Below are 13,381 nucleotides of genomic sequence, written 5' to 3' on the forward strand. Positions count from 1 at the left end.
TCATGTCCGTCTGACGCCCTGACGCCCTTACGCCTGACAGCTCGGCGGGGAGGGTTGTCGGGCGTCTGCGGGTGGGTTGTGGCTGGTCGCGCAGTTCCCCGCGCCCCTTAAGGCATGCCTGCGCCCCAGCCCCTTTAGGGGCGCGGGGAACTGCGCGCTCAGCCCCCACGCACCTGCAGTCGACAACCGACCTGTCGTACCCCGGCCTCCGCGCGGAGCGCTCAGCGGCGCTTGCGGCCCTTGAAGAGCAGCCGTGGGAGACCCGCCGGGATCGGGTGACGCGTCGTCGCCGACGTCGGCAGGGGCGGCGCCGCCAGCGACCCGTCCGGCAACGACGCAGTCGAACCCGTCGGCTCGAGGCGGAGCACCCGGCACTCACGAGCCCACCGCCCCGGCATGGCCTCGCTGTCAGGCGCGTTCAACCGCTTGCCCTTCAGCTCGGCGACAGCCGCATCCCACTCCTCGGAGCCGGGGGCAAGCTCCACAACCTTTGCCGACCAGGAGACGAGCCGCCCGCCCTTGTCCTTGCTGCGCACGGTGACGACGGCGTCGCCCCCGTCGACGAGCCCGGGCAGCGGTTGCTCACCGGGCCCGCCCCCGACCAGACACACAGCCCCGTCGTGCCACACGTGCCACAGCGCCCGAGAGGCCGTCCCGTCCCCTTGGACGTCGAGCCCTCGTACCCAGATGAGGCCGGACTTCTTGGTGGCTTCCTCGACGAGGGCCTGGTCGAGCAGCTGATCCGTCATGCGACCAGCCTAGCCGCGCGCCTCACAGCCGCTCTTGGGGCTCTCACAGCCGTCCTGCGGGCTCTCACAGCCACCCGTTGCGCTTCAGCGTGCGGTGGATCGCGAAGCAGATTCCGACGGTGACGCCCAGCACCAGCGGGTAGCCGAACTTCCAGCGCAGCTCCGGCATGTAGTCGAAGTTCATGCCGTACACGCCACACACCATCGTCGGCACGGCGATGATCGCCGCCCATGACGTGATCTTGCGCATGTCCTCGTTCTGCGCGACGGACGCCTGCGCGAGGTTGGCCTGGAGGATGGAGTTGAGCAGCTCGTCGAAGCCGACGACCTGCTCCTGCACCCGCGCCAGGTGGTCGGCGACGTCACGGAAGTACTTCTGGATGTCGGGGTCGACCAGCCGCATCGGCCGCTCGCTCAGCAGCTGCATGGGCCGCATCAGCGGCGATACGGCGCGCTTGAACTCCAGCACCTCGCGCTTGAGCTGGTAGATCCGCGCGGAGTCGACACCGCGCGACACCCCGCCGCGGCGGCCGGGCGAGAACACCTCGGTCTCGACCTCGTCGATGTCGTCCTGCATGGCGTCCGCGACCGCGATGTACCCGTCGACGACATGGTCGGCGATGGCGTGCAGCACGGCCGACGGGCCCTTGGCGAGCAGCTCGGGATCGTCCTGCAGCCGGTGCCGCAGCGCCCGCAGGGAGCCCTGCCCGCCGTGCCGCACGGTGATGAAGAAGTCCCGCCCGGTGAAGCACATCACCTCGCCGGTCTCCACGACCTCGCTGGTGGCGGTGAGCTCGTCGTGCTCGACGTAGTGGATGGTCTTGAAGACGGCGAACAGCGTGTCGTCGTACCGCTCCAGCTTGGGCCGCTGGTGGGCGTGGACGGCGTCCTCGACGGCCAGCGGGTGCAGCCCGAACTCGGCGGCGATACCGGCGAATTCGGCCTCGGTCGGCTCATGCAGACCGATCCAGGCGAACCCGCCCTCCCGCCGCACCTGACGGATCGCCGCACGCGGCGTGAGGCCGTCGTCGGACGGGAGACGCGCGCCGTCGCGGTAGATCGCACAGTCCACGACGGCCGAACTCGTCCCGGCCGCGCGGGTGGTGTCGTACACGCCGCCGTCCTTGCGCGGCGTGGGACGGACCGCGGCACGAAGATCACGGATCATCGACATGGCTGGCTCCTTCGCGAACGAGAGCCGCCGGCAACGGTTGAGACTGCCCGGAATGGGGACGTCCTGACTGCGGATGTTTGGCACGTCCACAAAGCGGGGAGCACCGCACCGTCGCGGTGGCAGCTTCGCTACTGATACAGATCAGAAAAAATCAGACAGATCAGGAAAAACGAAGTGCTCTTCCGTTGTGCACCGGACCGGCCATGACGCGAGTGCGAGAGGTGGCAGCCAGTAGAGCGTGAGCTCTGGAGCTGAGAGGAACTCAGCAGCCGGAAGAGCGGGTGGTACTGCACGGTCGACTTCGATCCATGGAGCCCCACCTCCTCCGGCCGGTCCCCCGTAGGGGAGGTCCATCCCCCGTAGGGGAATCTCATGCGTCGAGATCTCGGGTCGGGACTCGAGAGCGACGCTTCTGCGTGCTGCCCCGACCAGCGGCCAAGACTATCAGCCGACTGAAGTGTCAAGCCGTCGCTTTGCCCTCTGCTGACGAGATCTATGCTCGGCGCATGGCTGATGTTCTTCCTTTGGTGGAGGCCCGGTTGCGTACGGCGCTGGGCGAACCGGACGCGCGCGCCGCGATGACTTTCCTCGGCACGGACCGCATCGAGGTGCTCCGCTTCAGCGGCGGAGCCGCCGGGGAAGAGATCGTCCGCTACGCGACGCTCGGCATGTCGGCCCAGCCGATGGCGGACCCCACGGCGGTCGTCGCCGACCCGGTCGCAGGCCCGCGAGCCGAGCTGGTCCTCTCCGTACGCGCGGGTGTCGCCGACACCGACAAGGTGCTCCGCCCGCTCGCCGTACTGGCCGCGTCCCCGCAGGTCGAGGGCCTGGTCGTGGCCCCGGGCGCCTCACTCGACGTGGGCGAGCCGCTGTGGCCGGGCGCCCCCTTCACCTCCGTACTGGTCGCCGAGCCGGGCGGCCTGGTCGAGGATCTGGAGCTCGACGCGCCCCTGGATCCCGTACGTTTCCTGCCGCTCCTTCCGATGACGCCGAACGAGGCCGCGTGGAAGCGGGTGCACGGCGCGGGGGCCCTCCAGGAGCGCTGGCTCACGAGCGGGACGGACCTGCGGGATCCGTCCCGTAAATCCGTCCCACTGGAGTGAGTCAGGATGGCGCCGGGGTGAGTAAAGTCACCGACTCCTGGTCGGCACAGGTCAGTTGGCGAAAACCGTGACGCTGTCCTCGGTCGAGTGCCGCTCTGCCAGTTCCTCGGCCTCCTGTGTCAGAGCGTTCCGGCGTACGAGGACCACGAGTGCACCCAGCACCGCCGTGACCGCCGCGACCGCGAACGGGATGTGGACGTTGCTCCACTCCTCGATCTTGGGCGCGAAGTACGGGGCCGCGGCCGCCGCGAACCAGCGCACGAAGTTGTAGCCGGCGCTCGCCACGGGCCGCGGCGCATCCGAGACGCCGAGGGCGAGCTCCGTGTAGACGGTGTTGTTCACGCCGATGAAGGCGCCGGAGAGGATCGTGCAGACGACGGCGGTGGTGTGGCTGCCGTAGCCGAGCACGAGCACGTCGGCCGCGAGCAGCACCAGCGAGCCGCCGAGCACCTTCAGCGAGCCGAACCGCGCCTGCATGCGCGGCGCCACGACCACCGAGAACACCGCGAGCAGCACACCCCAGGCGAAGAAGACCGCGCCGGACTTGTACGGGGTCATGTCCAGCACGAACGGCGTGAAGGCCAGCACGGTGAAGAACGTGTAGTTGTAGAAGAACGATGAGACGGCCACCGAGGCGAGTCCGCCGTGGCCGAGCGCCTTGACCGGGTCGAGCAGGCCGGTCTTGCGCGCCGGCTTCGGCTGCTCCTTCAGGAACACCGTGATGCACAGGAACCCGACCGCCATCAGGAACGCGGTGCCGAAGAACGGATAGCGCCAGCTCGCGTCCCCGAGCAGCGCGCCCAGCAAGGGCCCGCAGGCCATGCCCAGGCCCAGGGCGGACTCGTACAGCAGGATGGCGGCCGCGCTCCCTCCGGCCGCCGCGCCGACGATGACGGCGAGGGCCGTGGACACGAAGAGGGCGTTGCCGAGCCCCCAGCCCGCCCGGAACCCGACGAGTTCACCGACCGAGCCGGACGTGCCGGACAGTCCCGCGAAGACCACGACGAGCGCGAGGCCGAGGAGCAGGGTTTTGCGGCCGCCTATCCGGCTGGACACGAAGCCCGTGACCAGCATCGCGATGGCGGTGATCAGGAAGTACGAGGTGAAGAGCAGCGAGACCTGGCCGGCACCGGCGTCCAGGCCTTCGGCGATGGACGGCAGGATCGGGTCGACGAGGCCGATGCCCATGAAGGCGACGACGGCCGCTCCGGCGGTCGCCCAGACCGCCTTCGGCTGACGCAGAACGCTGCCCGCGCCCGCGTCGAACGTGTCCCCATCGGCGGGACCTCCCGTACTGACAGGGCCTCCCGTGCTGCTGTTCATGCCCGCTCCTTCACTGCTTGCGGAGAGATGGTTGGCGTATACACATAATAAGTTAGATCGGCTAATGGATGCAAGCTGCATCTAATTCCGGAGGGTGGCCCGGAAGCGACCGGAGGTGACAGGCACACGCCGGACGGGTGATCGTCCTTGACGCGACGAAAGACGGGGAGGACCGTTGAGCCCTATGAGGGGCGAACCCAGTTGCCCGAAGTGTGGTGGCCGGGTCAGGGCTCCCGGTCTCTTTGCCGACTCCTGGCAGTGCGATGTGCACGGCACCGTGCATCCGCTGCAGCCCGTGATCCCGCCCAGCGTCGAGGCCCTCAGTGTCGTGGTGCACCGCGCGCACGTACCGGTGTGGATGCCGTGGCCGCTGCCTGTCGGGTGGCTCTTCACGGGTGCGACGTTCGCCGGGGACGACCACAGCGGCGGTCGTGCCACGGCTGTGGCGTGCTCCGGGCCGGGGCCGCTCGGTGGCATAGGAGAGCTGCTGCTCGTCGCCGAGGAGCTAGGTGTGGGCCTCGGCGCGCGGTACGCGGGTGTCGACGGGCCCGATCCCGGTCCGTACATGAACGTCGAGAAACCTGCCCAGGCGAAGGTGCTTGCCGCGGGTCGGCCTACGCCGTTGTGGCACGTCGCGGGGACGCCCGACGACCGGGCCGTTTTCGCGGGGGAGGCTCGGGGGTTGTGGCTGTGGGCGGTTGTCTGGCCTGAGCAGTCGGGGCTGTTGATGTATGACGAGCTGGTGCTTACGGATTTGCGGGATGCGGGCGCCGAGGTGGATCTGTTGCCTTGTGGGGCGCTGTCTCCGCGGATTCTTGAGCCGTAGCGCTCCGCTGGGTTCGGCCGTGTGGGGTTTGGGGTGCCTGGGGCGCTTGGTAGGTGCGGGTTCGTGGGGGCTTGTCGCGCAGTTCCCCGCGCCCCTTACGGCGCGCGCCCCCGAAGGCAGCTGTAGGGGGTGCTCTCCGGCTATGGGTGTGACAGGAGTGGGTTCCGCTCCCGTTATCCTTGAGCGGTCCCTCTTGTTCCGTCCGTGTCTGGAGTTCGTGTCGTGCGCATCGATCTGCACTGCCACTCCACGGCCTCCGACGGTACGGACACCCCCGCCGAGCTGGTGCGCAACGCTGCCGCCGCCGGCCTGGACGTCGTCGCGCTGACGGACCACGACACCACCCGCGGGTACGCAGAGGCCATCGCGGCCGTGCCCGCCGGGCTGACGCTGGTGACCGGGGCCGAGCTCTCCTGCCGTCTCGACGGTGTGGGGCTGCACATGCTGGCGTATCTCTTCGATCCCGAGGAGCCGGACCTGCTGCGTGAGCGTGAGCTCGTACGGGACGACCGGGTGCCGCGGGCTCATGCGATGATCGGCAAGCTTCAGGAGCTGGGCGTGCCGGTGACGTGGGAGCACGTGGCACGGATCGCGGCCGGTGGGTCAGTGGGGCGGCCGCACATCGCAACCGCGCTGGTCGAGCTGGGGGTTGTGCCCAGCGTCTCCGACGCCTTCACGCCCCAGTGGCTCGCCGACGGCGGGCGGGCGTACGTCGAGAAGCACGAGTCGGATCCCTTCGAGGCGATCCGGCTGGTCAAGGCCGCGGGCGGGGTGACCGTCTTCGCGCACCCCGCGGCCGCCAAGCGCGGGCAGGTCGTGCCGGAGTCCGCGATCGCCGAGCTCGCGGCGGCCGGGCTCGACGGGATCGAGGTCGACCACATGGACCACGATCCGGCCACCCGGGCCCGACTGCGGGGGCTCGCGGGCGAGTTGGGGCTGCTGGCCACCGGGTCCAGTGACTATCACGGCAGCCGCAAGACGTGTGTGCTCGGGGAGTTCACGACGGATCCCGAGATCTACGGGGAGATCACTCGGCGGGCGACGGGGGCGTTCCCCGTGCCGGGCGCGGGTGGGAACGCGGGCGCCTGACCGTCCTCGCCTCCTGAGGCGCGGGCGCCGATACGTCCACATCACCGGTAGCGGCCGACGTGCCGCCCCTTTCCGTGTTCCACGTGTGCACGGGTTCCACGTGTTCCACCCACACCAGCGCAAGGCTCACCGTGTTCGATCTCGCCGTCTTCGGCTCCCTCTTCCTGACCCTCTTCGTCATCATGGATCCCCCCGGGATCACCCCGATCTTCCTCGCGCTGACGGCCGGACGGCCGGCCAAGGTGCAGAAGCGGATGGCGTTCCAGGCCGTCTGCGTGGCCGGCGGCGTGATCGCCGTGTTCGGGCTGCTCGGGCATCAGATCCTGAACTACCTGCATGTGTCCGTCCCCGCGCTGATGATCGCGGGCGGACTGCTCCTCCTCCTCATCGCGCTCGATCTGCTCACGGGCAAGACGGACGAGCCCAAGCAGACGAAGGACGTCAACGCCGCCCTCGTACCGCTGGGCATACCGCTGCTCGCCGGACCCGGCGCGATCGTGTCCGTCATCCTGGCCGTACAGAAGGCCGACAGTGTGGCGACGCAGGTGTCTGTCTGGACGGCGATCATCGCCATCCATGTCGTGCTGTGGATTGTGATGCGGTACTCGCTGCTGATCATCCGTGTCATCAAGGACGGCGGTGTCGTGCTGGTGACCCGGCTCGCGGGCATGATGCTCTCCGCGATCGCCGTGCAGCAGATCATCAACGGGGTCACACAGGTCGTCCAGGGCAGCTGAATGTCCCGTACGGGACGCGCAATCCTCGTACGCGACGCTGAATCCTCGTACGCGACGCTGAATCCTCGTACGCAACGCGGAATCGTCGTGGGCGACGCAGAACCCCCGTACGGCGTCGGTGCCGTACGGGGGTTCTGAAGACTGTCAAACGTCCGCTGCTATGAGGCCGAGGTGTCGGCCGGGCGGATCCAGAGGCGCTGCCCGATGGCGGCGGCTTGCTGAACGATCCGGTTGACGGAGGCGGCGTCCACGACAGTGCTGTCCACGGGGGTGCCGTCGACATCGTCGAGTCGCATGATTTCGAAGCGCACAGGCTTCTCCCTTCGTCTGGTCATCCTCCTGAAGGAGAACTACTGGTTGTTGGGCGAGCGAGGCGTCAGCGCCCCGCGTTCCCGTAGGAGTCAACGGGATGTGTGTTACGAACATTCCCTACGCTAAGGAAATTTTTCGAACGTCTAATTACTTGCGAGTATCGGGACCGGTTGTGTTCATGCAGTGACGGCCTGCGACAATGAGGCGCATATGAATGACGACCTCGCGGCAACCGACGATCTGGCCTCCCTCGGCGCGCGCATCGCCCGCACGAACGAGCTGCTCCAGCGCATGCTCGCCGAGGTGGCGAAGACGCCGTCGACGCATGCGATCTTCGTCGACGCCGGGTACCTGTACGCGGCCGCGGGCCGGCTCGTCGCCGGGACGGAGGACCGCCGGGCCTTCGATCTGGACGCCGAGGGACTCATCGAGGCGCTCATCGACCGGGCGCGCACGATCTTCGCGGACAGCAGGCTGCTGCGCGTCTACTGGTACGACGGGGCGCGGCGCCGCATCCATACCGCGGAGCAGCAGTCCATCGCCGAGCTGCCCGACGTCAAGGTCCGGCTGGGCAATCTCAACGCCAACAACCAGCAGAAGGGCGTCGACTCGCTGATCCGCACCGACCTGGAGTCACTGGCCCGGCACCGCGCCATCAGCGACGCGGCGCTCATCGGCGGCGACGAGGACCTGGTCTCGGCGGTCGAGGCGGCGCAGGGGTACGGGGCCCGGGTGCACCTCTGGGGTATCGAGGCGCCGGAGGGCCGCAACCAGGCGGAGCCGCTGCTCTGGGAGGTCGACAGCCAGCGGACCTTCGACCTGGAGTTCTTCAAGCCGTACGTCGCCCGGCGGACCGCCGCCGCGTTCGACATGTCGGGTTCGGCCCGGCCCACGCGCGACGACGTGCGGTTCGTGGGCGCGCAGATCGCCGCGAAGTGGCTGGCCGCGCGCGGGCGGGAGTCGCTGGCGGAGCTGCTGCCCGGACATCCGTATCTGCCCGGCCCTGTCGACCAGGACCTGCTCGTCGAGGCGGAGGGGCTGCTTCAGTACTCGCTGCGGGGGCAGGCGGATCTGCGGCGGGCGCTGCGGGACGGGTTCTGGGAGCACTTGCAGGGGCAGTACTAGGCCGCCTGTCGTCTCCGGGCCCGCAGTGGGCTCGTACCAGGCGGTGCTAAGCGGGTCCGGCGAAGTCCGGTGCGGTTCGGCAGCGCCCCGAAGGGGCGCGGGGAACTGCGCGACCAGCCACGACGGACCCGCGGATGAAGCACCGCACTTCCAGCGGAGCGCTTAGCCCACCCGGTCCCAGAACGCGCCAAGGGCCTCGGCCGTCTCCAGTGGGCGGTCCGAGTTGGGGGAGTGTTCGGCTCCGTGGATGACCGTGCGGTGCGCGTCGAGGCGTGCGGCCATGTCGTCGAGGAGCGGCAGCGGCCAGGTGTCGTCGCGTTCGCCGGACAGGACGAGCACGGGCAGCCCTACGGCGGCCAGGTCGCCCACACGGTCGGGCTCCGCGCACAACTGGCGCCCCGCAGCGGTGAGTTGGGCGGGGCTGTTGCCGAGCCAGCGGCGCTTCAGGTCCTGCTGGTCGTCGAGACCTGCGTCCAGGTCGCCCTCGGCGTCCTCCGGGGGCTCAAGGGCCTGGATCGCGTCCCACACCTGCGCCATGTCCATCACGGCGAGCGCGTCCCGCAGCAGCTTCACGCGCTGCTGCTGGGAGGGGGAGATCTCGGCGGGCCCGGACGACATCAGGGTGAGCGACCGGAAACGGGTCGGGTCCAGCAGTACGGCGGCCCTGGCGACGAGTCCGCCGAAGGAGTGGCCCACGAGGTGGACGCGGTCCTCCGGGTCGTCGGTCAGAGCGTCGATCTGTGCGAGCACGTCACGCGCCAACTCGCCCTGCGCGTAAGGAGTTTCGTCGTCCAGTGGCCCCGGAGTCTCGTACTGCCCCCGACCGTCCACGGCGATGGTCCGGTACCCGGCCGCGGCCAGCGGTTCGTGCAGCGAGATGAAGTCCTCCTTGCTGCCGGTGAACCCGGGCAGCAGCAGCGCGGTTCCCTTCACGGGGCTGCCCGCCTCGATCACGGCGAACTCCCCGCGCGCGGTGCCGAGCCGATACGCGCGGGCGAAGGAGGGCGGGACGAAAGTGGCGGGCCTGCTCATGAGGAGGAGGCTATCCGGGGAACCTTGCGGGCGGCACGCCGGGCGGCGGCCATGAGATGACGGGCGGAGCCCCGCAGCCGCGCCGGGGAACGCCGACGGCCCGGTCCCAACCATGGTGGGACCGGGCCGTCAGGTGTGAGCGTCAGCTCTCCGTCGACTCGGCGGCAGCTGCCGCCTTACGAGTGCGGCGGCGCGGCGTGGCCTCCGGCGCGACCTCGACCGTGACCGCGTCCGTGGCGGTGGCCGTGGCCGCCGCCGTCTTGCGGGTACGGCGCGGCTTGGCCGGAGCCTCGGCCGGGGTGGCCTCGGTGGCCTGGGCCGGGATGTCGGCCTCGGCGACCGCGACCTTGCGGGTGCGGCGGCGGGGCTTCGTCTCGGTCGCCTCGGCGGTGTCCACGGCGGCCTCGGCGGCAGCTGCGGTCTTGCGCGTGCGGCGCGGCTTTGTCGCCGTGGCCTCCGGGACCTCGACCGTCGTGCCTTCCGCGGTGTCCACCGCGGTCTCGGCGGCCTTGCGTGTACGCCGACGAGGCTTGGCCTCCGCGGCGGGCGCCTCCTCCGCCGGGGCGGGGGCGGTCGCAGCGGTTTCGACGGCCTTGCGGGTGCGGCGACGGGGCTTGGCCTCGGGCTCTTCGGCCGCCTGGGCCGGGATACCGGCCTCGACAATCTCAGCGGCCTTGGCGACCTCAGCGGTCTCGGCGGTCTTGCGGGTCCGGCGGCGCGGCTTGGCCTCCGCGGCTTCGGCGGTGTCCAGGGCTGCCTCGGCGGCGGCCGTGGTCGTGGCCTTGCGCGTACGACGAGGCTTCGTCTCGACGGCCTCCGCCGGCTCGGCAGCGGCTTCCACCGTGGCTTCGGCGGCCTTCCGCGTACGGCGGCGCGGCTTCGTCTCCGCAACCTCCGCCACCTCGACGGCCGTGCCCTCGGCGGTGTCCACCGCGGTCTCGGCGGCCGTTGCGGCCTTGCGGGTGCGGCGACGCGGCTGCTTGGTCTCGGTCACCTCGGTCGCCTCGGCCACGGGGGCCTCCTCGACGACGGTGACGACCTCGGGCTGCGCGGCCTCCGAAGTCCGGCGCGTGCGACGGCGGCGCGGCTTGGCTTCTGCGTCCGCCACCGGCTCGGCCGGTTCGGCGACCTCGACGGCCGTGCTCTCGGCCGTGGCGACCGCGGTCTCGGCGGCCTCCGACACCCCTCCGGTACGCGTCCGACGGCGCCGACGCGGCGAGCGCGACTCCGTGGCGGGGGCCGACTCGGTGGTCACCGAGGTCTCCGATGTCTCCGAGGTGGTCGGCTCCGCGGCGTCGAGCGGCGTGCCGTTGCGCGTTCGACGGCGGCGACGCGGCGTGCGCGCCGAGCGATCGCGATCGCGGTCACGGTCGCGCTCGGCGGCCGGGGCCGGGCCGGCGGAACGGCCACCGCGGCCGCGCGGACCACCACGGCCACCGGTCTCGCCGAGGTCCTCGACCGCCTCGGCCGAGAGACCGGCGCGGGTGCGCTCGGAGCGCGGCAGGACGCCCTTGGTGCCCGCGGGAATGCTCAGCTCTTCGAAGAGGTGCGGGGACGTGGAGTACGTCTCCGGCGGGTCGCTCAGGCCGAGTTCCAGCGCCTTGTTGATGAGCTGCCAGCGCGGGATGTCGTCCCAGTCGACGAGCGTGATCGCGATGCCCTTGGCGCCCGCCCGGCCCGTACGGCCGATGCGGTGCAGGTACGTCTTCTCGTCCTCGGGGGACTGGTAGTTGATGACGTGCGTGACGCCCTCGACGTCGATGCCGCGGGCGGCGACGTCGGTGCAGACGAGCACGTCGACCTTGCCGTTGCGGAAGGCGCGCAGCGCCTGCTCGCGGGCGCCCTGGCCGAGGTCGCCGTGGACCGCGCCGGAGGCGAAGCCGCGCTGCTGCAGCTGGTCGGCGAGGTCCGCCGCCGTCCGCTTGGTGCGGCAGAAGACCATCACGAGGCCGCGGCCGTCGGCCTGCAGTATCCGCGAGACCAGTTCCGGCTTGTCCATGTTGTGCGCGCGGTAGGCGAACTGCGCGGTGTTCCGGACCGTCTGGCCCTCGTCGTCCGGCGCCGTGGCGCGGATGTGCGTGGGCTGCGACATGTAGCGGCGCGCGAGGCCGATGACCGCGCCCGGCATGGTCGCCGAGAACAGCATCGTCTGACGGCGGGCCGGCAGCATGTTGATGATCTTCTCGACGTCGGGCAGGAAGCCCAGGTCGAGCATCTCGTCGGCCTCGTCGAGGACGAGCGCCTTGACGTGCTTGAGGTTGAGCTTCTTCTGACCCGCGAGGTCGAGAAGACGGCCCGGGGTGCCGACGATGACGTCGACGCCCTTCTTGAGGGCCTCGACCTGCGGCTCGTACGCCCGGCCGCCGTAGATGGCGAGAACGCGTACGTTACGGACCTTGCCCGCGGTCAGCAGGTCGTTCGTCACCTGGGTGCACAGCTCGCGCGTCGGGACGACGACGAGGGCCTGCGGGGCGTCGGTGAGCTGCTCGGGCTGGGCCCGGCCCGCCTCGACGTCCGCGGGGACGGTGACGCGCTCGAGGAGCGGGAGGCCGAAGCCCAGCGTCTTGCCGGTGCCGGTCTTGGCCTGGCCGATGACGTCGGTGCCGGTCAGGGCAACGGGGAGCGTCATCTCCTGGATGGGGAAGGGACTGGTGATGCCGACGGCCTCAAGGGCTTCGGCGGTCTCGGGAAGGATCCCGAGGTCTCGGAAAGTAGTCAGGGTGCTGCCTCTTCTGTGTACGCGGTGCGAGGCGAGCGCGGGGGTCGTGTCGGGACCGTGCCGGGGACGTCGGCCGCTCTTGACCAGCGGGCCGGGTGGCATGGGACCACTGCCGACGCTCGAGCTCTCGTGCCGCTGAGGGTCCCTCCGCATAGTCCGTACGCACTGTTCCGTACGGATGAGGAGGGCTGTCGGGTCGGAGCCGATCGGGCCACCGACCGGGCATCCTCATTCGTGCGGCCCGTCGAGTTGGTCGAGTTACGTAGATCAACTCAGCGAGCGCATTACCACCATACCCCGGAATCGCGCATATGCGATGGCCGATTTGGTCACGTAGTCGTCGTCACACTGATTGACCAGGGCCTTCCGTCGCGCGGTGAGCGGGCTATTGTGCGCTTCATGACGACGCCTGACAACGCTCCCGACGCATCTGCCGAAAACACCGGAGTCGCCGCCCAGGACTGGGCGAAGGCTTCCGTCGACCCCCAGTACCGCGCCGCGGTCGTGGATCTGCTGGGAGCGCTCGCGTACGGGGAGCTGGCGGCGTTCGAGCGGCTCGCGGAGGACGCGAAGCTGGCGCCGACGCTCGCGGACAAGGCGGAGCTGGCCAAGATGGCCTCGGCTGAATTCCACCACTTCGAGCAGTTGCGGGACCGGCTCACCGAGATCGGGGCGGAGCCCACGCAGGCGATGGAGCCGTTCGTCGCCGCGCTCGACGGGTTCCACAAGCAGACGGCGCCCTCGGACTGGCTGGAGGGGCTCGTCAAGGCGTATGTCGGGGACTCGATCGCCAGTGACTTCTACCGGGAGGTCGCGGCTCGGCTCGACTCCGATACGCGGGGGCTTGTGCTGGCCGTGCTCGATGACACGGGGCACGCGTCGTTCGCCGTCGAGAAGGTGCGGGCCGCCATCGACGCGGATCCGCGTGTGGGTGGTCGACTCGCCTTGTGGGCACGGCGGTTGATGGGAGAGGCGTTGTCGCAGTCTCAGCGGGTGGTCGCCGACCGGGACGCCTTGTCGACGATGCTCGTCGGTGGGGTCGCCGACGGGTTCGATCTTGCTGAGGTGGGGCGGATGTTCTCGCGGATCACTGAGGCGCACACGAAGCGAATGGCTGCGCTGGGCCTCGCGGCCTGAGCGTGGCATGGGGTGCGTTGGTGGCTGCGGGTGCGTGGGGGCTGGTCGCGCAGTT

12 protein-coding genes are annotated in these 13,381 nt (G+C 70.1%); 6 read left to right on the top strand and 6 right to left on the bottom strand.

What is annotated here, in order from left to right:
* Nucleotides 1–221: 221 nt before the first annotated feature.
* The gene (locus GAS53_RS20255; RefSeq protein WP_151479047.1) at nucleotides 222–749 is read right to left on the bottom strand and encodes a hypothetical protein; all 528 of its coding nucleotides are present in this window, start codon (nucleotides 747–749) and stop codon (nucleotides 222–224) included.
* 64 nt (nucleotides 750–813) lie between these two features.
* Complete coding sequence (locus GAS53_RS20260) at nucleotides 814–1,923, bottom strand: magnesium and cobalt transport protein CorA (RefSeq protein ID WP_151479048.1); 1,110 nt, start codon at nucleotides 1,921–1,923, stop codon at nucleotides 814–816.
* Nucleotides 1,924–2,429: 506 nt separating this feature from the next.
* Between GAS53_RS20260 and GAS53_RS20265 the strand changes: the two genes are divergently transcribed.
* Complete coding sequence (locus tag GAS53_RS20265) at nucleotides 2,430–3,026, top strand: suppressor of fused domain protein (RefSeq protein ID WP_151479049.1); 597 nt, start codon at nucleotides 2,430–2,432, stop codon at nucleotides 3,024–3,026.
* A gap of 51 nt (nucleotides 3,027–3,077) precedes the next feature.
* Here the strand turns inward: GAS53_RS20265 and GAS53_RS20270 are convergent, their stop codons facing one another.
* The gene (locus GAS53_RS20270) at nucleotides 3,078–4,349 is read right to left on the bottom strand and encodes an MFS transporter (RefSeq protein WP_151479050.1); all 1,272 of its coding nucleotides are present in this window, start codon (nucleotides 4,347–4,349) and stop codon (nucleotides 3,078–3,080) included.
* A 184-nt stretch (nucleotides 4,350–4,533) separates the two neighbouring features.
* Between GAS53_RS20270 and GAS53_RS20275 the strand changes: the two genes are divergently transcribed.
* The 3 genes from GAS53_RS20275 to GAS53_RS20285 all read left to right on the top strand — a co-directional run bounded on the left by GAS53_RS20275 (nucleotide 4,534) and on the right by GAS53_RS20285 (nucleotide 7,001).
* Nucleotides 4,534–5,175 (top strand): DUF6758 family protein, encoded by a 642-nt coding sequence (locus tag GAS53_RS20275; RefSeq protein WP_151479051.1) that lies wholly within the window; start codon nucleotides 4,534–4,536, stop codon nucleotides 5,173–5,175.
* A 222-nt stretch (nucleotides 5,176–5,397) separates the two neighbouring features.
* Nucleotides 5,398–6,264 (top strand): PHP domain-containing protein, encoded by an 867-nt coding sequence (locus tag GAS53_RS20280; protein ID WP_151479052.1) that lies wholly within the window; start codon nucleotides 5,398–5,400, stop codon nucleotides 6,262–6,264.
* A 131-nt stretch (nucleotides 6,265–6,395) separates the two neighbouring features.
* Nucleotides 6,396–7,001: a MarC family protein gene (locus GAS53_RS20285; RefSeq protein WP_151479053.1), complete on the top strand. Its 606-nt coding sequence runs from the start codon at nucleotides 6,396–6,398 to the stop codon at nucleotides 6,999–7,001.
* A gap of 158 nt (nucleotides 7,002–7,159) precedes the next feature.
* On the opposite strand, the gene GAS53_RS20290 is transcribed toward GAS53_RS20285, so the two are convergent.
* Entirely contained in the window at nucleotides 7,160–7,312 is a 153-nt protein-coding gene (locus tag GAS53_RS20290; RefSeq protein ID WP_007384531.1) for a hypothetical protein, read from the bottom strand.
* A 211-nt stretch (nucleotides 7,313–7,523) separates the two neighbouring features.
* Between GAS53_RS20290 and GAS53_RS20295 the strand changes: the two genes are divergently transcribed.
* Complete coding sequence (locus GAS53_RS20295) at nucleotides 7,524–8,438, top strand: NYN domain-containing protein (protein ID WP_151479054.1); 915 nt, start codon at nucleotides 7,524–7,526, stop codon at nucleotides 8,436–8,438.
* Nucleotides 8,439–8,600: 162 nt separating this feature from the next.
* Here the strand turns inward: GAS53_RS20295 and GAS53_RS20300 are convergent, their stop codons facing one another.
* Together GAS53_RS20300 and GAS53_RS20305 are read right to left on the bottom strand one after the other, a co-directional pair.
* Complete coding sequence (locus tag GAS53_RS20300; protein ID WP_151479055.1) at nucleotides 8,601–9,470, bottom strand: alpha/beta fold hydrolase; 870 nt, start codon at nucleotides 9,468–9,470, stop codon at nucleotides 8,601–8,603.
* Nucleotides 9,471–9,612: 142 nt separating this feature from the next.
* Nucleotides 9,613–12,291, bottom strand: coding sequence for a DEAD/DEAH box helicase (locus GAS53_RS20305; protein ID WP_151479056.1), 2,679 nt, complete (start codon nucleotides 12,289–12,291; stop codon nucleotides 9,613–9,615).
* Nucleotides 12,292–12,588: 297 nt separating this feature from the next.
* On the opposite strand from GAS53_RS20305, the gene GAS53_RS20310 reads away from it, so the two are divergent.
* Complete coding sequence (locus GAS53_RS20310) at nucleotides 12,589–13,326, top strand: ferritin-like fold-containing protein (protein WP_192583190.1); 738 nt, start codon at nucleotides 12,589–12,591, stop codon at nucleotides 13,324–13,326.
* The last annotated feature ends 55 nt before the right edge of the window (nucleotides 13,327–13,381 follow it).

Origin of the sequence: Streptomyces albicerus (genome assembly GCF_008905045.1) — a bacterium.
Classification (GTDB): Bacteria; Actinomycetota; Actinomycetes; order Streptomycetales; family Streptomycetaceae; genus Streptomyces; species Streptomyces albicerus.

Coding starts and splice junctions, on each gene's coding strand:
- GAS53_RS20255 (WP_151479047.1), bottom strand. CDS start 749: ATGACGGATCAGCTGCTCGACCAGGCCCTCGTCGAGGAAGCCACCAAG.
- GAS53_RS20260 (WP_151479048.1), bottom strand. CDS start 1,923: ATGTCGATGATCCGTGATCTTCGTGCCGCGGTCCGTCCCACGCCGCGC.
- GAS53_RS20265 (WP_151479049.1), top strand. CDS start 2,430: ATGGCTGATGTTCTTCCTTTGGTGGAGGCCCGGTTGCGTACGGCGCTG.
- GAS53_RS20270 (WP_151479050.1), bottom strand. CDS start 4,349: ATGAACAGCAGCACGGGAGGCCCTGTCAGTACGGGAGGTCCCGCCGAT.
- GAS53_RS20275 (WP_151479051.1), top strand. CDS start 4,534: ATGAGGGGCGAACCCAGTTGCCCGAAGTGTGGTGGCCGGGTCAGGGCT.
- GAS53_RS20295 (WP_151479054.1), top strand. CDS start 7,524: ATGAATGACGACCTCGCGGCAACCGACGATCTGGCCTCCCTCGGCGCG.
- GAS53_RS20300 (WP_151479055.1), bottom strand. CDS start 9,470: ATGAGCAGGCCCGCCACTTTCGTCCCGCCCTCCTTCGCCCGCGCGTAT.
- GAS53_RS20305 (WP_151479056.1), bottom strand. CDS start 12,291: ATGCCACCCGGCCCGCTGGTCAAGAGCGGCCGACGTCCCCGGCACGGT.
- GAS53_RS20310 (WP_192583190.1), top strand. CDS start 12,589: ATGACGACGCCTGACAACGCTCCCGACGCATCTGCCGAAAACACCGGA.